Here is a 22,834-nt window from a genome sequence, read left to right on the forward strand (position 1 = left end):
TATTTTTCATGTAATCGGCACAGAAGTTTGTCCTACATAAGAGGGAACGAACCCGAATATTCAAAGAAACTCTGCGGCACATAATTATTAATCTTATTTTCATAACAATACTCTATAACCTGCCGTTTACTGGTTACACCGGCTTTTCTATAGATGCTTTGGATTATATTGCAGACTGACTTGGTTGATAAATGGATTTTTTTAGCAATCTCTTTACTTGAGAAAGCATGTAAAATATAAAACAACACCTCCCATTCTCTTTTAGTAAATAATTCTGATGGCGGGGTAAAGATAAGTGAGGTGGGGACTTTTATTTTACCTAAATTTGTTAACAACATATCATGCACAGGTCTTACATGGAAAATAACACCTTGCGATATCCCATCGCTATCTATTAACGGATATTTGTCACAGAAATTAGGCTTAAAATAGGAAAGGCCATCCCACTCATGTATTTCAACCGCTGTTATACGATCCTGCAATAGCTCTACCTTACGGTCATGCTCTTGAAACTCAACCTCAAAATCTGATATTGGAGTGGGAAGTTCGCCATCAGACCGCCCCTCTACACAGTATTTATCCGGTAAAGCTAATAATTTATTGAATCTGTTATTTGCATAAATAAATCTTGATTGATTATCTTTAACCCCCCAAGGTTCTGAACTATGCTCCCAAAACCGTATTAATACCTCAAGCGAGTTTAGTAATGTCTTATCCATCATTACTTTCCCCTTAAATTTACGTTACCTTTCCCCGCAAGCGGAAAAGAACCTGAGTATTCAAAGAAACTTTGTGGTACATAGTTATTAATTTTCTTCTCATAACAATATTCTATAACCTGTTTTTTACTGGTCACACCGGCCTTTCGATAGATATTTTGAATTATATTGCAGACTGATCTGGTTGATAAATTAAGCTTTTTAGCAATGTCAGGGCTTGAAAAAGCATGTAAAATATAAAATAACACCTCCCACTCTCTTTTGGTAAATGACTCTGATGGCGGGGTAAAGATAAGTGAGGTGGGGACTTTTATTTTATTTAAATGCGTTAATATTATATCTTCTACTGGCCTGGCATGAAAAATAAGCCCCTGTGAAATGCCGTTTTTATCTATTAATGGATACTTATCACAAAAGTAAGGTTGAAAATAGGAACGTCGCTCAAATGCATGGATTTCAATCGTTGTCGCACGTTCTTTCGATAATATCGCCTGACGGTCATGTTCCTGAAATTCAGTCTGAAACTCTGCCGTTGGCGCAGGAAGTTCGCCATCTAATCGCCCTTCCACACTAAATTTATCAGGTAAGCCTAATAATGTACCAAACCTATTATTTGCATAAATAAACACTGACTTGTTATCCTTAACCCCCCAAGCTTCCGAACTATTTTCCCAAAATGGTATTAACATTTTAAGCGAGTTTAGTAGTTTTTTATCCATTTGAACCACCCTCTTAACGTTAGTTTTGCCTTACTCTTCGAATAATCATCCGCCCTCGATAATCGATGAACCTACTGGGCCATATCTCTCGAGGGGAAACACCGATAGCGTCTGCAATAATTACTTCTCCCTTGGGCCACGGACGTGTTAGCGTGTTAGCTAATGTACTTGGCGAAAGCCCGCTCTCTCTTGATAATGCTGCTAGTGAGCCTTTTGCTTTCCGTATTGCAGCTAAAATATCTTGTCTATGCCAATCTCTATCCATTTTAATTCACTCCCATTAAAAAATTTATTATAAATTCCTTAATTAAATGACTCAGACCAGTTTAGATTTATCTATAGTTAGCTATTTAATAAATAATATTAAGGGTTGATTTATATTTATAAATAGCAAACAGCAGATGTTAATTTATTAAATAACGATTACGCTGTATGATCCAGTGCATTAGTTACTCTTTTTTAAAAAAACCAAATAAAACAACCCTGCATTATTTAGCTAAACATAGATTATAGATAATTTAACGATGATAAATTAAAGAAAAGGTTAAGAAAGGAGGTTTATAAAATCACACTAAAAAATATTGAAGTAAACCGATAAACAACTCGATAGCACCGTTTATCGGTTTACTATTTCAAATTACTCATTAATTAACTAATAACTAGCCATAAACCAACAAATTCATAGCCACTGAGTTGTTCAAAGAGTTCAGCTGTTGGATTACCCCAATCATTATCACGAACTCCGGTGGCGGGATCGTAATAAAGTCCGTCGGAACCACGAGCTAACATGTGAAGAGCTTGCGGGCCGGAAGCCACACAAATCAATTGTACTTGCCCATGAGCCGGCTCTACATAAACAGCATCCGTATGTACATTTGGCTCCCCTACCACCGCCACACAGGCAGCTTGCTCAGCTGGATACAACGCCCCCAAGGCATATAAGCCAGCAGCGGTGATATTCACCGATACCACCCGTGCGAAATCTATCGCCACAGCAGCCATTGCCGCAGGTGAGTTATATCCGCCACCCGCAACGTTTGCCCCACCATCGGGGTTAAGTATCCCAGTCAGACCATAGATCTTATCCTTAGCGTTAATAAAATCATCGTCTTGTTGAATGACATTATTATTTTCTCCATAAGTGATAATGGTACTTTCCGGCCACAGTGCAAATGCAGCCAATGTGGCAGTTAATGCATAAGCACCACACTCATTACTGAGCGGTGGCTGAGTCAGTTGACTAACAGGATTCGGAAATTGGCCCAATAATAGATTTAGCGAAATACTGGTTGTTAGATTAGGCATATAGCCTCCTCATAGAAATAATAAATAGGGGAGTACAGGTACGGCACTGTTGATCAGGCAGGCCGTACACGCGTGTTTTTATCAAGCAGCGCTAACCGTCCAGGTGCCCTGAGGGTTATAAGTAACATTGAATGCGGTCACACCTTGGGTGGTATCACATATCGCGGACCCAACTGAAGACGTAGAGAAGTTAATAACCGTCCCCGCCTGATAGGTACCCGTTTGGACATAAAAACTCAGCACTGGCTGACAATCGATATTTTTGCTTGGTTCTGCATTGATGAAACTCGACAGTACGCTACTGCCACTGGCACTTTGCACCGCCAACCCCGCGTTAAATACATCTGTGACGGGGTTAAATGCAGGAGTGACAATACGATAAGCACCAGGTTGCACCCCCTCGGTATAAGTCGCAGGAGACAGACCAAGAGAAGGATCAACCGACATTACCGTGGTGTTTGCTGTTTGTACTCCAGCGGTAATAGAGGTCAAATCGACAGGCTGGCTTGAGGTGATATATCCTGAATCTTGCCCAACCAACAAGCTTGGTAGTTGAGATTGCGCTCCAGCATAAAATTGCATTAAACATTCAAAGGTCAGTACAGAACCCGAGCTGGCAAAAGGTGATAACACTTCCTGATAAATACTGTTGGAGTAAACTTTAGCGCCACCGGTATAAATCGCCGGTTTTTGGAAGAAAAAGAAATCCTGCGCTGTCGGGCTGTTATTGATTACGTTAATTGTATATAGAGTACTCATAGTGTGTTCCTTATAAATAAGAGGGAGACATCATTAGGTAGTACATCCGATATTCGCTCTACCCACAGTACAAATTGCAACCTGTGTGCCAACTAGATAATCAATTGATTTTTAATAATTAATTAAAATCTAAGGGGTTTAAAAACACCTAGGATGGACGATACTGTCCAAGTGAGAGACGGTGATTGGTCGAAAACGTCCATGCCCCAGAATGCCGCTTCACTCCGGCTTATCCAGTTCAGCCAGCAACTGAATTGCCCGGCTGACAAAAGGTGGAACATGGTGAGAGTCGATGCTTTTCAGAATGGAAGACAGCAAGGCAACCGCTTCAGCTTTTCGTCGCGATTGCCCTAACAAACGAGCCAGTTCACTGGTAGCAATAATTTGTGCGGGAATAATACCCAACGTTTGCGCACTCGCGATGGCGCAGCGAAAGCCTTGTTCAGCGCCAACAATGTCATTCAATGCCAGTCTGGCACGGGCTTTGACGACCATCAACTCACTAAGATAGGCGCGTTCTTGATACTTAAATGCCAAGTCCAATGCCTGTGACATCAGTACATCACATTGTTGCGGCTCACCTGATTGCAGCAATAACTCGCCACGTTTCCATGCCTGGAAGGAGTGAAAAAGCTTTCCTCCTTGGCACAACAGATGGCTATCATAACCCTCAATCATATGCTGTTCAGCCTGAACATAGTCATGCTGCATGAGCAAATAACACCCCTTCAGTACCTTCCCTAACCCCTGATAAAAAGTAAATCCATATTGCTGCGCCTGCACTGCTAATTCGTGGGTCAAGCGACCTAAACTGTCACGGTCTTCGAACAAGCAAGCAAGCCACGCCGCGCCCCGTAAGGAGATAACCCGATGAAAAGCAATAATGTCTTCCCCCATAGCACGTGAGGCCAGTTTTTGGGCTACCTCTCTGGATTTTTTAAATTCACCTAGTTGAAATAAAGCCAGCCCTTTCAGGGTCAGTGCCATGCCAACCAAATCCAATCCTTGTTGATCAGCATACTCGCAAGGGGTAGTCAGTAACTTACTGCGAGCTAAACATGTTAAGACTTCTTGATTATCCCCCAACCAAAATAGGGTACTGGCAAGAGCGATATGTGCTTCACTCCATATTGACGCGGTTTTTTCAGTCAGGCCCCATTGCAGTAACTCCTGAGCCAGAGTGCGGACATGCGGTAAATCAAGGGTCACCAACTGGGCCGACCAACGCCAAAAGAGTAATCCTGCCAGCTCAGACTCATCACCTGCTTTTTTACCTAGCGCGATGGCATCATTATGATATTTAAGCGCATCATGGCTTAACCAACCATAAAGTATTTGATAGCTGATACTGAGTTGGCGATAGAGCTTGTAATGAAGCTGTCGAACCTCTTCATCCAAGGCGATTCCCAGCAGTAGTTGTAACCCTTTCTGTAAATCAACGATGGCTTCATGGTAGGCGGAGCAATTCATTAACCGCATACCTTCCTGCAAGTGTTGTAATGCTATTGGCCGTTTATCCATCCGGCCATGAATTCGCCGTTCCACTGACTTACGACTAATCCCTAATAGTTGTGCCGCTGCTGTTTTATTACCGGTAGTACGCTGCAACGCTCGGTCTATCAATAACTGCTCCACCGCAACGAGCTTATCAGCCCCCGGCAATGCCAGCATGGCATCAGCAAGCAGGTCAGATGACACTTTCACTTCGAGTTGTGAGGTTGGCATAAAGGTATCCAACACCTCACGCGTAATTAAATGGCTATCAGATAATGCCGCAAGCCTGTCGACCAGATTGCGCAACTCCCGCACATTACCCGGCCAAGGATACTGCTGTAAGTAAGACATAGCCTGGGAATTGAAAACTAACGGGTGAGTTTGTAACCCTGAGAAATAGTCAATTAATGCGGGGATATCCTCCCTTCGCTGGCTGAGAGCAGGAATATCCAGAGTAATGACACCTAAGCGGTAATAAAGGTCTTCCCTAAAAACACCACTTTTTACCTGAGCAAGTAAATTTCGGTGAGTGGCAGCGACCACTCGCCCATTAAAGTGGCGAATGTCGCTGCTGCCGATAGGCCGGAAAGTACGAGTTTCCAATGCACGCAATAACTTAGGCTGTACTGACAAAGGCATTTCACCTATTTCATCTAAAAACAGCGTGCCATTACCGACCATTTCCAGATGACCACGCCGATCGCCAGAGGCACCAGTAAACGCACCTTTAACATGACCAAATAGCTCAGCTTCAACCAAATGCTCAGGGATTGCGCCACAGTTGAGATCAATAAATGGAGCTGAAGGATTTTTGCTACGTTGGTGTATCAGTTGGGCAATAACTTCTTTTCCACACCCAGTAGGGCCACAAATCAGCAAAGTTTGTTGTGATGGCGCAACCCGGTCAACTAAACGTAAAAGTTGCTTAAATGCTGCGGATGAACCAATAACATTAATTGATGTTTTCTCATTACATACCATCATAACTCCCTCCTTGACACCAAGGATGGGGAATCAAAATCGAACCATCTGGAGGTGATTGCTGTGATTCAAAAAGAAATAAGACAAGTATCTACGCATGATTTTATTTAATTATATCAATCATATTTAGTATATTGGTCAGTGGGTAACACTGAGAAAATTACTTTTTGATTCGCCTCCAAAAAATGATCAATCAGAAACATGAATATATAACTGTAAGTTATCTATTGAATATTGCACATACCACAGCAAAGAATTCGATAAATTAGTGCGAGGGGTCACAGGAAAAGAATGTATAGATAGAAAGCGGGAGGATAAAAGAAAGTTATAAATGTACACCCGCTCATCTGTTATCAGTAAAGCGGGCATAGCGGAGGGCGTGAATTAACTCACGGCATCCTCTCCAGCAGCAACTGGCAACACCATGTAAGTTCCTGAAAAAACAGCACCAGCATCTTCATCACCGAATAGATTCACGTCTAACTGCACTCTGGCACGACGGCCACGGGCCAATCTATCCAGATCACCACTCAGGGAGCTTAGCTCAGCCACTGCCCGGGGCCGACCAGTAACCGGCGCACTGTAACGAATGTGGGCATCAGCGAGAATAATCGTGCCGCCCAAATGGCGCTCACGCAATAATAGCCAAATCAAGCCCCAGCCCGTCAGGGTCGCCAACGAAAAAAGGCTACCAGCAAATAAGGTATGGTGAGGATTTTGATTACCCGCCTCTGGCATGGTAGTGACAAAACGCTGGCCGGTATATTGGCTGATGCGCACCCCCATTTTTTCACTAAGCGGAATATGGTCGTACCAGGCTTGCTGCAACTGACCGCACCAATCAGGGCGATGCAGAATATCGTCCATGGTCACAACCGGTTTTATCATTAAAAAGTGGCGCACAGGTGTGGTTTGCGGGGCGGTTATTTCCCCCTGGCTGACAAAGCCCAGCTTGGCGAAGAAATCTACCGCATCTTCACGCGCGCTACACACAACTCGCTTCACCCCCTCCTGCCGCGCAACTGACTCTAAGGTCATTGCCACCAGCGTTCCCAAACCTTTGGCGCGCACTGATGGGTCAACGGCCAAAAAACGAATCGCAGCCTCATTATCTGCATTGATATATAACCGCCCAATAGCGACAGGTTTACCCTGCTCATCCACCACCATTTGATGATGGGCCATCGCATCATAAGCATCTTTCTCTGAGCCAACCGGTTGGTGCAACGGCTTGCGTAACATTTCCCAGCGGAATTGATAATAATCTTTGAGTTCTTGTTCTGTTATGGGCACACGCAAGTGATACATAGAAGCATTCTCTCTTTAAAATTATCAATAAAATAACCCTCAGTTTTGGGCACTATTCTGCCTCTAGACCTGTAACCAGAAAGTCACTGGGCCATCGTTTACCAAACTGACTTTCATATCTGCGGCAAATAATCCCGTTTCCGTTTTTACACCACGCTCACGACACTGGGCAACAAAATACTGATAAAGCCGATCAGCTTCTGCCGGAACTGCACCACGGGAAAAGCTTGGTCTCATGCCTTTTTGCGTATCTGCCACTAGTGTAAATTGCGAGACGACTAGCACACTGCCACCAGCTTGAAGGACGTTGAGATTCATTTTATCGTTCTCATCGCCAAAAATCCGGTACCCCAAAACCTTTTCACATAGACGCAGTGCTTTTTGCTCGGTGTCCTCTTGTTCGACCCCCAGCAATATCAATAATCCAGGCCCAATCTCACCGACAATATTCCCATCTACCACAACACTGGCGCTAAGCGCCCGTTGAATCAACGCAATCATAATGCCTTACATCTCCTGACTCTGGTTTTCCTCAATGACCACTTTAGACCGCTGTGCTCGATACTCACCCAAGGTCACGGTGATTTCTGCCCCCAGTAACACGATGCACCAACTCCAGTAAACCCAAAGGAATAAGATGGGGATAACCGCCAGCACCCCGTAAATCAACTGATAAGACGGAAACAGCGTGATATACATCGTGAATCCTTTCTTACCCAATTCGAAGAGCAATGCAGCCACCAGCGCACCAATAAGTGCATCCCGGGCAGGCACCCGTACTGTCGGAACCACACTGTACAATAACCAAAAAGAAACCCAGGAAATCAAGAGAGGAAATAGCCGTAATGTCTCATCAATCATGCTGTCTACCTGGGCATTTGCCAGCCATTGCAATGAAAGCAGGTATGAGCTGATCACCATACTGGCCCCGACGAGAATTGGCCCTAATGTCAGTACCATCCAATAAACGGCAAATGAAAACACCAGTGACCGGTGAACCTTACTGCGCCAGATAATGTTAAGCACACTGTCGACGGAGTAAATCAGCAGCAGTGCTGTCACAATCAAGCCGCAGGTGCCCACCACCGTCATACGATTTGAGTTGGCAACAAACTGCTCAAGGTAGTTTTGGATAATATCGCCAGTGGCAGGCATAAAATTGGCAAATATGAAGGCTTTCAATTTTATGCTGATATCAGCAAACATGGGAAAAGCCGCGAACAGAGCAAAAATCACAGTGACCAATGGCACTAGAGAAAGTAATGACACATACGCCAGATGCCCAGCCAGCATGGTTAACCCATCTTTATCTATTCGGGTGTAAAGCATTCGCCCGAACGTAATGTAGGGTTTTAAAGATGCAGATAAGCGAAAACGCAGAAAACTCGCCATGTTTATCTCTCAGTCAATACCGGTGTTTAGGCTCGGTTATGGGTTAGCGTGATATTTAAGGCTAACCCATTAACGTCTGGAGTAAGAACTTATCAGGGAAAATAAGCAGGAATAACCTTTCGGTCTATGACATGAATTGCGGTGATACCTACAATTCTGGCTGCAACAACATTTGCTTCAACATCATCAAAGAATACCGCCTGCTCCGCCGGGATGTTTTCCGCACTCAGCACATGCTGATAAATTCTCGCTTCCGGCTTGCGCATGCCCAAATCCTGGGACAGATACATATGGTCAGCGGCAGCCACCACTTCAGGGTAATGTTGGGGCCAGTGATTACAATGCAGCCGGTTAGTATTGGATAACACCACCACCCGATGCCCTTCCTGACGCAACTTTTGCATAATGGCGATCACTTCCGGGCGCAAAGCGACAAATACCGCCTGCCAGCCTTCGGCAAACTGTTCAAAACTTAGAGATAGCCCCATCTCATCACTGAGCTGGTGAGCAAACTCTTCATCGCTAATTTCACCGCGCTCATGCTGCTGGAAGACCTCGCCCATGGTAAACCGCTCACTCAACGTCGCCAGCGGGACACTGCTTAATTTGCTCCAAACGCCCAATACGCGTTTGAAGTCGATATCAACAATCACATTCCCTAGATCAAAGATATACAGCATAGCGCTCTCCCAATTAGATGGTGAGTTTTACTGTAACGGGAAAAGAGAAAACTGAACAGGGAGAGGAAGAAAAAGGAGGGGCCAGTCAGGAAAAATAATATTTTTATAACAATGGCAAAAAAATAGGATGTATCCTCAAAAACCTTGGAGTTGCAACAAGGCAGCAAGTGAACTTATCCCGATGAGCTTACTCAGGTAAGTGATTCGGGTTAGTGAGCGAAGCTAACACAGTTGCAGCTTCAAGGGTGTGGAGGATAGAACTCAGGGCGCAGCTAGCGCCCTAAGTATCAGCAGTACCAAGAAGAATTAACCTTCTTTAGGACCACGACCTGCACGCTTACGATCGTTTTCCGTCAAGTGACGCTTACGGATACGAATTGATTGCGGGGTAACTTCTACCAATTCATCGTCATCGATGAATTCCAGTGCCTGTTCAAGAGTTTTCTTCAAGAAAGGAACCAGAGTGGTTGCTTCGTCAGTACCGGATGCACGCATGTTGGTCAGTTGCTTACCGGTCAGGCAGTTTACAGTCAGGTCGTTAGAACGTGAGTGAATACCGATGATCTGGCCTTCATACACTTCAGTCGCGTGACCAATAAACAGCTTGCCGCGGTCTTGCAGTTTGTACAGTGCGAATGCCACAGCTTTACCCTGACCGTTAGAGATCAGTACGCCGTTTTGACGTTGGCCGATCTCGCCTGGACGCACATCATCGTAGTGACTGAATGTGGAGTACAGCAGACCAGTACCAGAAGTCATAGTCATGAATTCAGTACGGAAGCCAATCAGGCCACGGCTTGGGATCATATAATCCAGACGAATACGACCTTTGCCGTCTGGAACCATGTCCTTCACGTCACCCTTACGCTCACCCATGGCTTGCATTACTGCGCCCTGGTGCTGTTCTTCGATATCCAGAGTTACGCTTTCAAATGGTTCTTGATTACGGCCGTCGATAACACGGTTGATAACTTTAGGACGGGAAACAGCCAGCTCGAAACCTTCGCGGCGCATGTTCTCGATCAGAACCGACAGGTGAAGTTCACCACGGCCTGATACGCGGAATGCGTCAGCATCTTCAGTTTCTTCAACACGCAGTGCTACGTTATGAATCAGCTCTTTGTTCAAACGGTCAAGGATCTGACGTGAAGTCACGTACTTGCCTTCTTTACCACAGAACGGAGAGGTGTTAACGCAGAAATACATGGTAACAGTTGGTTCATCAACAGACAGTGCTGGCAATGCTTCAACAGCATTCACATCACAGATAGTGTCAGAGATGTTCAACTCGCCCAAACCGGTGATAGCAACGATATCACCAGCTTCAGCCATAGTTGCTTCGATACGTTCCAGACCCATATGGCCCAGTACTTTAGCGATTTTACCGTTGCGGGTCTTACCTTCGCTATCGATAACAGTAACTTGCTGGTTAGGCTTAACAACACCACGTTTGATACGGCCGATGCCGATAACACCTACGTAGTTGTTGTAGTCCAACTGGGAGATTTGCATCTGCAATGGACCAGTGCTGTCTACGTCTGGTGCAGGCACATGGTCGATGATTGCCTGATACAGCGGAGTCATGTCTGCCGACATATCATTGTGGTCTTCGCCCGCAATACCCATCAATGCTGATGCGTAAATGATAGGGAAGTCCAGTTGTTCGTCAGTGGCATCCAGGTTTACGAACAGGTCGAACACCTGATCGACAACCCAATCTGGACGCGCGCCAGGACGGTCAACTTTGTTGATAACCACGATTGGTTTCAGACCATGAGCAAAGGCTTTCTTGGTCACGAAACGGGTCTGCGGCATCGGGCCATCCATTGCATCGACGACCAGCAGCACAGAGTCAACCATAGACATTACACGCTCAACCTCACCACCGAAATCGGCGTGTCCTGGGGTATCCACGATGTTGATGCGGTAGTCTTTCCAGTTAATGGCGGTATTTTTCGCGAGGATGGTTATCCCACGCTCTTTCTCCAAATCGTTGGAGTCCATTACACGTTCAGTTGCTTCAGCACGTTCACCGAACGTACCAGATTGTTGTAGCAACTTATCAACCAGGGTAGTTTTCCCATGGTCAACGTGCGCAATAATGGCGATGTTACGCAGATTCTCGATCACAGCTTTTTTGCCTCAGGCATTTAGAAATAGCGCGCTATTGTACACGTATTAAGCGAGGGACTAAACAAGATCACAAACTTCTCTTATAAACAACCTGACGGCGGTTAGTTTGTGATCTCTTTCACGGTGCAAAAATAGCCTCTCGGCCCACCTTTGCACCAATACAGTGCCCAACGACGCAAATGAAGCACCAAAATAGTGCAATATAACTATCCTGGTGCATACTGAATATCAGCAGACCCCTATGATATGGCATAAACGGGGCGTTTGGAAAGTTGGCATAGATTTCGCAACAGACTTTATGACGCAGTTTAGCATGAATAACGGTCATGAAAAATCAGCATGAGCGTTAGCCTGAATAAAAAGATAACTGAACACCCAAACGATAATCGTTCCACGACGACTATGACAAATCCAGGAGATATAAGTATGTCCGCTGAACATGTTTTGACGATGCTGAATGAGCACGAAGTGAAATTTGTTGATTTGCGCTTCACCGATACCAAAGGGAAAGAGCAGCACATCACTATTCCGGCTCATCAGGTCAACGCTGACTTCTTCGAAGAAGGCAAAATGTTTGATGGCTCCTCGATTGGTGGCTGGAAAGGCATTAACGAATCCGACATGGTACTGATGCCAGACGCCAGCACCGCTGTTATGGATCCGTTCTTCGAAGATTCCACACTGATTATCCGTTGTGACATTCTTGAGCCAGGTACCCTGCAAGGCTATGATCGCGACCCACGTTCAATCTCAAAACGCGCAGAAGAATTCCTGAAATCTTCAGGTATTGCAGATACCGTGCTGTTTGGGCCAGAACCAGAATTCTTCCTGTTTGACGATGTTCGTTTTGGTAGCAGCATCCGTGGCTCTCATGTCGCTATCGATGACATCGAAGGCGCATGGAACTCCAGCACCAAATACGAAGGCGGCAACAAAGGCCACCGTCCGGCAGTGAAAGGCGGTTACTTCCCAGTTCCTCCGGTTGATTCTTCACAGGACCTGCGTTCTACCATGTGTCTGACCATGGAAGAAATGGGCCTGGTAGTAGAAGCGCATCACCATGAAGTGGCTACCGCAGGTCAGAACGAAGTGGCTACTCGCTTCAATACCATGACCAAGAAAGCCGATGAAATTCAGATCTACAAATATGTGGTGCACAACGTGGCACACGCATTCGGCAAAACTGCGACCTTTATGCCAAAACCAATGTTTGGTGATAATGGTTCAGGCATGCACTGCCATATGTCGTTGTCCAAGAACGGTACTAACCTGTTCGCCGGTGACAAATATGCTGGCCTGTCTGAAATGGCGCTGTTCTACATCGGCGGTATCATCAAGCACGCAAAAGCAATTAACGCCTTGGCTAACCCAACGACTAACTCCTACAAGCGTTTGGTCCCAGGCTACGAAGCTCCGGTCATGTTGGCATACTCTGCCCGTAACCGTTCAGCTTCTATCCGTATTCCAGTGGTTGCCAGCCCGAAAGCGCGTCGTATTGAAGCACGCTTCCCGGATCCAGCCGCTAACCCATACTTGTGCTTCGCAGCACTGCTGATGGCTGGCCTTGATGGCATCATCAACAAAATTCACCCAGGTGATGCGATGGACAAAAACCTGTATGACTTGCCACCGGAAGAAGAAGCAGAAATTCCAAAAGTTGCAGGTTCACTGGACGAAGCTATGGCTGCACTGAACGAAGACCGCGAGTTCCTGACCCGTGGTGGCGTGTTCACTGACGACGCTATCGATGCTTATATCGAACTGCGTAAAGAAGAAATGGACCGCGTTCGTATGACTCCGCACCCAGTTGAGTTCGAACTGTATTACAGCGTTTAATTTTAGTTTACCCAATAGATTTCAAGGTGTAGGAAGGCGGCAAGCGAGAGAATCCCGATGAGCTTACACCAGTAAGTGATTCGGGTGAGTGAGAGCAGCCAACACACCTACAACTTGAAAGATGAAGGGTTGTTGCCGTGGAAACTTTTGGCCCATCTTCGGATGGGCTTTTTTCTCCACTTTTCGTTTTCGTCATATTTCCTCTGGCTCAGTCACGACTGAACCGATTAGGATGTATTCACCAAAAGAGTGCAGGAGTCTGCGTAATGGCAACAGGCACGCTGCCCGATGCTGGGCAGATCCTTAATTCTCTCATTAATAGTATTCTGCTATTAGATGATGATTTGGCTATCCATTATGCCAATCCCGCTGCGCAGCAACTTCTGGCGCAAAGCTCTCGTAAACTTTTTGGTACACCCCTGCCCGATTTATTAGGCTATTTTTCTCTTAATATCGACCTGATGCGGGAAAGTCTGATCGCCGGTCAAGGTTTTACCGATAACGAGGTGACCGTAGTTGTTGATGGCCGCGCGCATATTTTGTCGCTGACAGCACAATCACTGCCAGAAGGTTTTATATTGCTGGAAATGGCGCCGATGGATAATCAGCGTCGGTTAAGCCAAGAACAATTACAACATGCACAGCAAGTCGCAGCCCGTGATCTGGTTCGTGGGCTAGCTCATGAGATTAAGAACCCGTTAGGTGGCTTACGGGGGGCAGCACAATTATTGTCTAAAGCATTGCCTGATCCGGCATTGTTGGAATATACCAAAGTGATCATTGAGCAGGCAGACCGCTTGCGTAACTTAGTTGATCGCTTATTAGGCCCACAACGGCCCGGTCAACACATCACACAAAGTATCCATCAGGTTGCTGAACGGGTTTGTCAGTTAGTCTCGCTGGAAAAACCAGATAATGTGACGTTAATCCGTGACTATGACCCAAGCTTGCCTGAACTGGCCCATGATCCAGACCAAATTGAACAAGTGTTGCTGAATATCACTCGCAATGCATTACAGGCTTTGGGGGGAGCTGGCGGCACTATTACGCTGCGCACCCGTACTGCGTTTCAGATAACACTGCATGGTATGCGCTATCGTTTGAGCGCTCGCATTGATATTGAAGATGACGGTCCGGGCGTTCCAACGCAATTACAAGATACCGTGTTCTATCCGATGGTAAGTGGTCGCGAGGGGGGAACTGGCCTTGGCTTGTCTATCGCCCGTAATCTTATCGATCAACATTCGGGTAAAATTGAATTCAACAGTTGGCCGGGACATACCGAATTCTCGGTTTACCTGCCTATTCGCCAGTGAGGTTTCTATGCAACGAGGGATAGTCTGGATCGTCGATGACGATAGCTCCATCCGCTGGGTGCTTGAACGTGCACTGACTGGAGCAGGTCTGAACTGTGCAACCTTCGATACCGGTAACCAGGTGTTGGATGCACTCGCGACACAAACCCCGGATGTGTTGTTATCGGATATTCGCATGCCTGGCATGGACGGATTAGCCCTGCTGAAACAGATTAAGCAGCGCCACCCGATGCTCCCGGTCATCATAATGACGGCACATTCTGATTTAGATGCTGCGGTCAGTGCCTATCAGCAAGGGGCTTTTGATTACCTGCCTAAACCTTTTGATATTGATGAAGCCGTAGCTCTGGTTGAGCGGGCTATCAGCCATTATCAGGAGCAGCAGCAACCGGCACGCAGCCAACCAGCCAGCGGCCCAACCGCTGATATCATTGGCGAAGCACCGGCGATGCAAGACGTTTTCCGTATCATCGGCCGCTTATCTCGTTCTTCTATTAGTGTGCTGATTAACGGTGAGTCGGGTACCGGTAAAGAGTTAGTGGCCCATGCGTTACATCGCCACAGCCCACGGGCTAAAGCGCCGTTTATCGCGCTGAATATGGCGGCGATCCCGAAAGATTTAATTGAATCTGAATTATTCGGCCACGAGAAAGGTGCCTTTACCGGCGCGAATCAAGTGCGCCAAGGTCGTTTTGAACAAGCCGATGGCGGCACACTGTTTTTAGATGAAATCGGTGATATGCCATTGGATGTACAGACCCGCCTGCTACGCGTGCTGGCTGATGGTCAGTTTTATCGCGTCGGGGGTTACGCACCGGTCAAAGTAGATGTTCGTATTATTGCCGCTACCCACCAAAATCTGGAGCTGCGTGTTCAGGAAGGTAAATTCCGTGAGGATTTATTCCATCGTCTGAATGTGATTCGGGTACATCTGCCACCGCTGCGTGAACGTCGTGAAGACATTCCGCGTTTGGCTCGTTACTTCTTGCAAGTGGCGGCTAAAGAGTTAGGTGTGGAAGCCAAAAATCTGCACCCTGAGACCGAAGTGGCGCTAACCCGTCTGCCTTGGCAGGGTAACGTGCGCCAACTGGAAAACACCTGTCGCTGGCTGACGGTGATGGCTGCCGGGCAGGAAGTACTGACTCAAGATTTACCTTCTGAATTGTTTGAAACCAGCACGCCAGATGCTTCAGGTCAGCGGACGCCGGACAACTGGGCAACCCTATTGGCACAATGGGCTGAACGCGCCCTACGTTCCGGTCATCAGGATCTGTTATCTGAGGCACAGCCGGAAATGGAGCGCACGCTGTTAACCACGGCATTACGCCATACTCAAGGTCATAAGCAAGAAGCGGCACGTCTGCTGGGTTGGGGCCGCAACACCTTAACGCGGAAGTTAAAAGAGCTGGGAATGGAGTAGTTGGGAGAAACAGAGTAATTCCTGCCTAAATTCCCCCTCAAGGTAATGTTGACCATTGAGGGGGACATCATCAGATCACGCGTGAAAACTGCTGCTTGCGCGCCTGTTTCCGTAAATAGATATCGAAACACATACAAATATTACGAATCAGTAAGCGCCCGCGCGGTGTTACCCGAATGCCTTTATCATCCCGCTCCACCAGCCCATCGTGTTCGAAAGGTTCTAGTAGCTCAAAATCTTCAGCAAAATAATCTGCAAAACGAATACCATACTGCTGCTCAATCGGCTGATAACTGATTTGGAAATTACAAATCAGCGTTTTAATCACATCACGGCGCAAGCAATCATCTTCAGTCATCGCCAAACCACGCCACAGCGCATTGCCACGCTGCTCCACGCAGGAATAGTAAGTCTTCAAATCTTTTTCATTCTGCGCATAGCTGTCACCCAACATGCTGATAGCAGAAACCCCCAAACCGAGTAAATCACTGTCGCCTTGGGTGGTATAACCTTGGAAATTACGGTGTAATTCACCTTCACGCTGCGCAATGGCTAATTCATCATCTGGCCGGGCAAAATGATCCATACCAATAAATTGATAGCCAGACTCAGTTAAGAAACTGATGGTGTGCTGCAAAATATCTAGCCGCTGTTCGGCGCTCGGCAGATCGGCATCTTTAATTTTACGTTGAGCAGCAAACAGACTCGGTAAATGTGCGTAATTGAACACACTCAGGCGATCAGGATTCAGCTCTGCCACCCGTTTGAGGGTAAAAGCAAAACTCTCTGGTGTCTGTTTTGGCAAACCATAAATCAAATCGATATTGGTTGAGTTAAAACCAAGGGCTTTAGCGCGGGCAATCAGGGCAAAGATAAAATCCTCATCCTGCTCACGATTAACCAGCCGTTGAACCTCTTTATTAAAATCTTGCACCCCCATGCTTAGGCGGTTAAACCCCTCAGCACGCAGGTGATCAAGGACATCCAGTTCAATTTCACGTGGGTCTACTTCTATTGATTGCTCAGCACCGGGCAGGAAATCAAAGTTTTCACGTAGCAGATTCATCAGGTGGGTAATTTGTATTTTATTCAGGTAAGTGGGCGTACCACCGCCCCAGTGCATCTGGCTAACCTGACGCCCAACAAATAACGCCGCACGCTGGCGGATCTCTTTTTCCAAGACCGCCAGATACTCATCAGCTTTATGCTGTTGCCGTGTCACCAGCTTATTGCAGCCGCAGAAATAACACAGCTTATGGCAAAACGGGATATGCACATACAGCGACAAAGGCCGTTGTGGGTAACGCTTCACTGCCTGCTGAAAAGCAGATTCATTATAATCTTCACTGAATTCAAGCGCAGTGGGGTACGACGTATAGCGCGGCCCTGAATAATTATATTTTTGAATCAGGGATAAATCCCAAACTATAGCCTGCTCAGACATGTTCATTCCTTCCGATATTTGCGCCTACCGGGCCGGTTAGAGGGCAGATGTTTTCGTTGTCTGGCCGCAGTAGCACTGCGCAACCGCTTTCTTCGTTGCGACAGTAGCCATAGTTTACCCAATAACCACACTAGATAACATGTAAGCAGTAGGGCTATTATCAGGATCACCCAATTCATGGTTTAAAATGTATCTTTTGGGTTACCGCGTTTCAGCAATTGCAAAATGTCTTCCTGCTTTTCTTCTGGCGCTTCGTCATCTTCATCGTCGCCCAATTCAATACCCAATTGTTCCATTAGGGCATCAATACGATCCAACGTCAGATCAACATAAGCCTGATCTTCTTTGCTCAATACTTCATCATTATCCAGACGATCCAGCAATGCATCCAGACGCTCATCGTTTTCCAGCTTAGACAGCTCTTCTTCCGGCGTCAGACGTGGCTTAGCTTCAACTTTAGCCACCGGCTTAGTGGTTGGCTTAGCTTTAACCTTACTCTCAACCACCAGCGGCACGGGTACTTTACTGCCGATACGTGGATCTTTCTCTTGAGTCTCGGACTGGCCCTTCTTATTGCTGCCTTCTACATTGGTTCTCGCCCCTGAGCGATTGCCACTATGTTTCTTCTGACGTTTACGCTCGCGAGCTTCAATATCAAGCTCTACACGGGTCTTTCTAATACGCTTAGGCGTCGCGGTACCTTTCGGGGCCGCAATATTCGCGCGTGGTGCTTTATTTGGCTGCTTCATAACCTGTGCTCTTAAATGGGTAAATAAGTATGGGATCGGATTTAGTATAGGATTGGGCCGGAATCTAGCAGAAAGAAGAGAAAGAAAAAAGGCGGCAGATTAACCTGTCGCCCTTTTTCGCATCTTCTGCGGAAGGATATCCTTACAGCACACTCCCTGCACTGACATAACAACCGGATATCTCCCTCCTGCAATGCGCCATCCTTGCCATATCTGCGGCCCTCAAGGCAACTCAACCAGCGCGCCTGCCAGTATACCTGAACCCTGTTACTTGAAGGGTATAAAAGATAAACCCCCTTTTTTTTGCCTGATGCAGTTATAATCGCTGCATGTAAGCTATCTCTCACGGAGACGACAAATTTTGACTATTAGAAACTATAACTATCACATGACCCACTTCGTCATCAGTGCTCCGGATATCCGCCATCTGCCACGTGATGAAGGTATTGAGGTGGCATTTGCTGGCCGTTCAAATGCCGGTAAATCGAGTGCACTTAATACGTTAACTAACCAGAAAAGTCTGGCCAGAACCAGTAAAACACCCGGCCGTACTCAGCTAATTAACCTATTTGAAGTCGTTGACGGTATTCGTCTGGTTGACTTACCGGGCTATGGCTATGCTGAAGTCCCGGAAGAGATGAAACTCAAATGGCAACGCGCGCTGGGTGAGTATTTGCAAAAGCGTAACTGTCTGAAAGGATTAGTTGTGTTGATGGATATTCGCCATCCACTGAAAGATTTAGATCAGCAGATGATTACCTGGGCGGTTGCGGTTGGCACCCCGGTTCTATTATTGCTGACCAAAGCGGATAAGCTGGCTTCGGGCGCCCGTAAGGCTCAATTGAACATGGTGCGAGAAGCGATTATTCCATTTATGGGTGATATTCAGGTTGAAGCTTTCTCTTCTTTGAAGAAGATTGGCGTCGAAAAACTACGGGAAAAACTGGATACCTGGTTTAGCGAGATACCACCAGAAGTTATGATTGATGATTATGACGATGAAGGTGAGTGAGTAAGCGCTAACAGCAGCCCGCAAGGGCTGTTATCCCCAAGGGTGATGTTTTATATCGCCCTGAGTTAATACCTGGCAATACCACTTCCCCCTAGAGTAAAAAAATCATCAACCCGTATTTTCACGGGTAATGCCGGGCTGTTTTCCTATCGGTTCGCGAAAAGTGCTCACAAATCCCAATAAAAAACGCCCCAGTCAATAAATGACTGGGGCGGCTAATATATAGCCAAATCCGATTACGTGAAGTAAAAGGTCTGAAAGATAGAACATCTTACCTCTGTACCCTACGTCTGTAACTCTACATCATTTTTTCGCGGGGCAAAAGAATTTTTTGTTGTATAGTTACACAAATTGGCACGATTCAGCGCACATCTTCCCCGCATAATGGCGGATAAATGTAGCTTAATTACATAAAATGCTTTATTTATCGCCACTTACCCACAAAGCTAGTGAGCCTGGTCCCAGTTATCACCAACACCGACATCCACCTTCAGTGGTACCGCCAGTTGCATACTCTGCTCCATCAGTTCACGAATCTTTTGTTCCGCGCTTTCCAATACACTTTCATGCACTTCAAACACCAATTCATCGTGTACCTGCATGATTACCCGCACCAATGGTTCTGGTTCCTGTTGTAACCAGGCATCCACTGCAATCATTGCCCGTTTGATAATATCAGCGGCGGTACCTTGCATTGGCGCATTGATAGCTTCACGTTCAGCAGCTTTACGGCGAGTTGCATTACGAGAATGAATGTCTGGCAAATAGAGGCGACGGCCATCCAGCGTGGTGACATAACCTTGATCGGCGGCTTGCTTACGTGTGCGCTCCATGTATTCCAACACACCGGGATAGCGCTCAAAATAGAGATCCATGTAGCGCTGCGCCTCTCCACGGGGAATGCTTAGCTGCCGCGCCAGACCAAAAGCGCTCATACCATAAATAAGACCAAAGTTAATCGCCTTGGCACTGCGGCGTTGTTCAGTTGTGACCTTTTCTAGTGGCATACCAAAGACTTCCGCAGCTGTCGCACGGTGGATATCTTTTCCCGCAGCAAATGCAGCTAATAGCCCTTTATCCTGCGACAAGTGCGCCATAATACGCAGCTCAATCTGTGAGTAGTCAGCCGCCATAATGCGATAGCCTTTAGGCGCAATAAAAGCCTGCCGTATACGACGCCCTTCTTCATTCCGCACTGGAATGTTTTGCAGGTTAGGATCACGTGAGGACAAACGCCCTGTCGCGGTCACCGCCTGGTGATAAGAGGTATGGACCCGGCCCGAAATTGGGTTAATCATCAACGGCAGCTTGTCGGTATAGGTACTTTTCAGCTTAGCCAGACCACGATATTCAAGGATCACCTTCGGCAACGGGTAATCTAATGCCAGCTCAGCCAACACTTCTTCATTAGTTGACGCGGCCCCGCCAGGGGTTTTCTTCAAGATGGGCAGTTTTTGTTTTTCGTACAAGATGGTCTGAAGCTGCTTAGGTGATGCCAGGTTGAACGGCTCTTCAGCCAATTCATGAGCCTGTTTTTCTAACTCATCAAGGCGGATAGTCAGCTCTTTTGAATGTGCGGCCAAGATATTCTGGTCAATCAAGACACCAGTACGCTCGATGCGAGACAGAATTGGCAATAGCGGCATCTCAATTTCCTGGAATACCCGCTTTAACCCTTCACTTTGTTGCAGTTTTGGCCACAGCACCAAATGCAACTGTAGCGTAACGTCGGCATCTTCTGCGGCATAAGGGCCTGCTTGTTCCAACGCAATTTGATTAAAGGTCAGTTGGTTTTTACCCTTACCGGCGATCTCTTCAAAGGTAATAGTTTTGTGGTTGAGATAACGTTCTGCCAGACTATCCATATCATGGCGACCAGCAACACTGTCTAAAACGTAAGATTCCAGCATAGTATCGAAAGCGATACCGCGCAGCTCAATGCCATAACGTGCCAGCATGCTTTGGTCAAACTTGAGATTCTGGCCAACTTTAAGGGCTTTATCGTCTTCCAGTAGTGGTTTTAGCGTGGCCAAAACCCAATCCCGGTCGAGCTGTACAGGAGAGTCCAAATAATCATGCGCCAAGGGTAAATAAGCGGCTTCGCCTGGTGCAACGGCAAAAGAGATACCAATTAAATTGCTGCTAAGCGTATCCAGGCCGTCAGTCTCAGTATCAAACGCGAAAACCTCTACTTTTTTGAGGCGCTCAATCCACTCTACTAAGGATTTCTCATCCAAAATGGTCTGATAATTTTCTTGTGATAGTACTGCGGTGACCTCAACCGCATCAGCTGGCTCTACTGCCACAAAAGCTTTATTACTTGTTTGTGCCGTTGGCCGATCTTTTTTACCGTCCAGCCATTTGCCCGCTTCTACATCCACTAACCAGCGCTTAAATTCATAACGGCTGAATAACTGATGTAATTGATCATCATCTGGGGGGGAAACTTTTAGCTCATCACAAGTCACATCCAATTCAACATCTGTTTTAATGGTGGCTAATTTATAGGAGAGATAAGCAACATCTTTATTCTGCTCTAACTTGGCTGACATGGTTTTGGCACCACGGAATGTCAGTGTGGATATTTTATCCAAATTACTGAACAGCGCATCCAGCCCACCCAAACCTTGCAATAAAGCTTGTGCGGTCTTTTCGCCAACACCTGGAACCCCTGGAATATTGTCTGAGGAGTCCCCCATTAGTGCTAGAAAATCAATAATCAATTCAGGAGGTACACCATATTTTTCACAGACTTCCTGTGGCCCCAAAATAGCGTTATTCATTGTATTGATTAAAGTGATATTTGGCGTAACTAATTGCGCCATATCCTTATCACCGGTACTGATTAATACAGCATGACCTGCTTTTTCAGCTTCCTGCGCTAAAGTACCAATAACATCGTCGGCCTCAACACCGGAGACAACCAATAAAGGTAGCCCCATTGCCTTAACCATTTGGTGCAACGGCTCAATTTGAGCTCGCAAATCATCTGGCATCGGTGGCCGGTGGGATTTATAGTCAGCGAAAAGCTCATCACGGAATGTTTTACCTTTAGCATCGAATACTACCGCTACATGGCTAGGACGATATTGCAGCAATAGACTGCGCAACATGTTCAACACGCCGTACATCGCACCCGTTGGTTCACCGCTGCCGTTGGTCAGTGGTGGGAACGCATGGTAAGCACGATAGAGGTAAGAGGAACCGTCAACGAGGATCAATGGGTTTTCTGCAATCTGGGCCATAGGGTTTCTTCATCTTTATTCAGCAAGGTCTAACGCTAAGAATGCCATAGCTGGCGACAAGAGACGAATTTTAGCGTCCATTGTTGTGCGAAAGAGAGCATTTTTACGTAGTGATCCTGAAGATCCAATCTGTGGATAACTTTGTGAGTAAAAGCATGTGCAGATTATATCTGCTCTACTTATTTTTTAGAGGTAATATTTAAAATTATAATAATCATATAGTTACATTCATTGTTTTTTTATTTTACTGTCATTTTTTCTTTATCTAAATTGTGGATATTACTTATTCAGTTACAGTCTTAAGGTAAATAAATTCCACGGG

General features: G+C 46.3%; 18 protein-coding genes. 4 read left to right on the forward strand and 14 right to left on the reverse strand.

The features are described from left to right. Window positions 1-32: 32 nt before the first annotated feature. The 11 genes from Q2T72_RS21585 to typA form a co-directional block, all read right to left on the reverse strand. On the reverse strand, window positions 33-719 hold the full coding sequence (locus Q2T72_RS21585; RefSeq protein WP_372569924.1) for a helix-turn-helix transcriptional regulator: 687 nt from the start codon (window positions 717-719) through the stop codon (window positions 33-35). Window positions 720-721: 2 nt separating this feature from the next. Beyond that, entirely contained in the window at window positions 722-1,438 is a 717-nt protein-coding gene (locus Q2T72_RS21590; protein ID WP_083161649.1) for a helix-turn-helix transcriptional regulator, read from the reverse strand. Window positions 1,439-1,457: 19 nt separating this feature from the next. After that, on the reverse strand, window positions 1,458-1,703 hold the full coding sequence (locus tag Q2T72_RS21595; RefSeq protein ID WP_372569806.1) for a helix-turn-helix domain-containing protein: 246 nt from the start codon (window positions 1,701-1,703) through the stop codon (window positions 1,458-1,460). A gap of 383 nt (window positions 1,704-2,086) precedes the next feature. Further along, window positions 2,087-2,743, reverse strand: coding sequence for a hypothetical protein (locus Q2T72_RS21600; RefSeq protein ID WP_083161645.1), 657 nt, complete (start codon window positions 2,741-2,743; stop codon window positions 2,087-2,089). Window positions 2,744-2,824: 81 nt separating this feature from the next. Beyond that, window positions 2,825-3,502, reverse strand: a complete 678-nt coding sequence (locus Q2T72_RS21605) for a hypothetical protein (protein ID WP_083161643.1) — start codon at window positions 3,500-3,502, stop codon at window positions 2,825-2,827. 219 nt (window positions 3,503-3,721) lie between these two features. After that, a complete protein-coding gene (locus tag Q2T72_RS21610; protein WP_372569807.1) occupies window positions 3,722-5,980 on the reverse strand; it encodes a sigma-54 interaction domain-containing protein in 2,259 nt (752 codons plus the stop codon). Between the two features lie 381 nt (window positions 5,981-6,361). After that, complete coding sequence (gene fabY, locus Q2T72_RS21615) at window positions 6,362-7,285, reverse strand: fatty acid biosynthesis protein FabY (protein WP_083161639.1); 924 nt, start codon at window positions 7,283-7,285, stop codon at window positions 6,362-6,364. A 63-nt stretch (window positions 7,286-7,348) separates the two neighbouring features. Beyond that, window positions 7,349-7,786, reverse strand: coding sequence for a D-aminoacyl-tRNA deacylase (gene dtd, locus Q2T72_RS21620; protein ID WP_372569808.1), 438 nt, complete (start codon window positions 7,784-7,786; stop codon window positions 7,349-7,351). 6 nt (window positions 7,787-7,792) lie between these two features. Further along, window positions 7,793-8,677, reverse strand: a complete 885-nt coding sequence (locus tag Q2T72_RS21625) for a virulence factor BrkB family protein (RefSeq protein WP_083161635.1) — start codon at window positions 8,675-8,677, stop codon at window positions 7,793-7,795. A gap of 92 nt (window positions 8,678-8,769) precedes the next feature. Then, complete coding sequence (gene yihX, locus Q2T72_RS21630) at window positions 8,770-9,357, reverse strand: glucose-1-phosphatase (RefSeq protein WP_083161633.1); 588 nt, start codon at window positions 9,355-9,357, stop codon at window positions 8,770-8,772. A 306-nt stretch (window positions 9,358-9,663) separates the two neighbouring features. Further along, entirely contained in the window at window positions 9,664-11,487 is a 1,824-nt protein-coding gene (typA, locus tag Q2T72_RS21635; RefSeq protein ID WP_042568870.1) for a ribosome-dependent GTPase TypA, read from the reverse strand. A gap of 429 nt (window positions 11,488-11,916) precedes the next feature. On the opposite strand from typA, the gene glnA reads away from it, so the two are divergent. From glnA to glnG, 3 genes are all read left to right on the forward strand, one after another. Beyond that, window positions 11,917-13,326 carry a glutamate--ammonia ligase gene (gene glnA, locus Q2T72_RS21640; protein WP_004392048.1) on the forward strand — a complete coding sequence of 470 codons (1,410 nt, stop codon included), beginning with the start codon at window positions 11,917-11,919 and terminating at the stop codon, window positions 13,324-13,326. Between the two features lie 266 nt (window positions 13,327-13,592). Then, complete coding sequence (gene glnL / locus Q2T72_RS21645) at window positions 13,593-14,642, forward strand: nitrogen regulation protein NR(II) (protein ID WP_083161629.1); 1,050 nt, start codon at window positions 13,593-13,595, stop codon at window positions 14,640-14,642. A gap of 7 nt (window positions 14,643-14,649) precedes the next feature. Continuing rightward, window positions 14,650-16,062 (forward strand): nitrogen regulation protein NR(I), encoded by a 1,413-nt coding sequence (gene glnG / locus Q2T72_RS21650; RefSeq protein ID WP_042568869.1) that lies wholly within the window; start codon window positions 14,650-14,652, stop codon window positions 16,060-16,062. A 70-nt stretch (window positions 16,063-16,132) separates the two neighbouring features. On the opposite strand, the gene hemN is transcribed toward glnG, so the two are convergent. Continuing rightward, window positions 16,133-17,506 (reverse strand): oxygen-independent coproporphyrinogen III oxidase, encoded by a 1,374-nt coding sequence (gene hemN / locus Q2T72_RS21655; protein ID WP_372569809.1) that lies wholly within the window; start codon window positions 17,504-17,506, stop codon window positions 16,133-16,135. Window positions 17,507-17,688: 182 nt separating this feature from the next. After that, on the reverse strand, window positions 17,689-18,255 hold the full coding sequence (gene yihI, locus Q2T72_RS21660) for a Der GTPase-activating protein YihI (RefSeq protein ID WP_083161625.1): 567 nt from the start codon (window positions 18,253-18,255) through the stop codon (window positions 17,689-17,691). A gap of 361 nt (window positions 18,256-18,616) precedes the next feature. On the opposite strand from yihI, the gene yihA reads away from it, so the two are divergent. After that, window positions 18,617-19,267 carry a ribosome biogenesis GTP-binding protein YihA/YsxC gene (gene yihA, locus Q2T72_RS21665; RefSeq protein WP_032907610.1) on the forward strand — a complete coding sequence of 217 codons (651 nt, stop codon included), beginning with the start codon at window positions 18,617-18,619 and terminating at the stop codon, window positions 19,265-19,267. Window positions 19,268-19,713: 446 nt separating this feature from the next. Here the strand turns inward: yihA and polA are convergent, their stop codons facing one another. Next, window positions 19,714-22,512 (reverse strand): DNA polymerase I, encoded by a 2,799-nt coding sequence (polA, locus tag Q2T72_RS21670; RefSeq protein ID WP_372569810.1) that lies wholly within the window; start codon window positions 22,510-22,512, stop codon window positions 19,714-19,716. Window positions 22,513-22,834: the final 322 nt, after the last annotated feature.

Source organism: Yersinia sp. 2466 StPb PI, assembly GCF_041538325.1.
GTDB classification, from domain to species: domain Bacteria; phylum Pseudomonadota; class Gammaproteobacteria; order Enterobacterales; family Enterobacteriaceae; genus Yersinia; species Yersinia enterocolitica_E.

Coding starts and splice junctions, on each gene's coding strand:
- Q2T72_RS21595 (WP_372569806.1), bottom strand. CDS start 1,703: ATGGATAGAGATTGGCATAGACAAGATATTTTAGCTGCAATACGGAAA.
- glnG (WP_042568869.1), top strand. CDS start 14,650: ATGCAACGAGGGATAGTCTGGATCGTCGATGACGATAGCTCCATCCGC.
- hemN (WP_372569809.1), bottom strand. CDS start 17,506: ATGTCTGAGCAGGCTATAGTTTGGGATTTATCCCTGATTCAAAAATAT.
- Q2T72_RS21600 (WP_083161645.1), bottom strand. CDS start 2,743: ATGCCTAATCTAACAACCAGTATTTCGCTAAATCTATTATTGGGCCAA.
- Q2T72_RS21590 (WP_083161649.1), bottom strand. CDS start 1,438: ATGGATAAAAAACTACTAAACTCGCTTAAAATGTTAATACCATTTTGG.
- polA (WP_372569810.1), bottom strand. CDS start 22,512: ATGGCCCAGATTGCAGAAAACCCATTGATCCTCGTTGACGGTTCCTCT.
- Q2T72_RS21625 (WP_083161635.1), bottom strand. CDS start 8,677: ATGGCGAGTTTTCTGCGTTTTCGCTTATCTGCATCTTTAAAACCCTAC.
- Q2T72_RS21585 (WP_372569924.1), bottom strand. CDS start 719: ATGGATAAGACATTACTAAACTCGCTTGAGGTATTAATACGGTTTTGG.
- glnL (WP_083161629.1), top strand. CDS start 13,593: ATGGCAACAGGCACGCTGCCCGATGCTGGGCAGATCCTTAATTCTCTC.
- Q2T72_RS21610 (WP_372569807.1), bottom strand. CDS start 5,980: ATGATGGTATGTAATGAGAAAACATCAATTAATGTTATTGGTTCATCC.
- fabY (WP_083161639.1), bottom strand. CDS start 7,285: ATGTATCACTTGCGTGTGCCCATAACAGAACAAGAACTCAAAGATTAT.
- yihI (WP_083161625.1), bottom strand. CDS start 18,255: ATGAAGCAGCCAAATAAAGCACCACGCGCGAATATTGCGGCCCCGAAA.
- dtd (WP_372569808.1), bottom strand. CDS start 7,786: ATGATTGCGTTGATTCAACGGGCGCTTAGCGCCAGTGTTGTGGTAGAT.
- glnA (WP_004392048.1), top strand. CDS start 11,917: ATGTCCGCTGAACATGTTTTGACGATGCTGAATGAGCACGAAGTGAAA.
- Q2T72_RS21605 (WP_083161643.1), bottom strand. CDS start 3,502: ATGAGTACTCTATATACAATTAACGTAATCAATAACAGCCCGACAGCG.
- yihX (WP_083161633.1), bottom strand. CDS start 9,357: ATGCTGTATATCTTTGATCTAGGGAATGTGATTGTTGATATCGACTTC.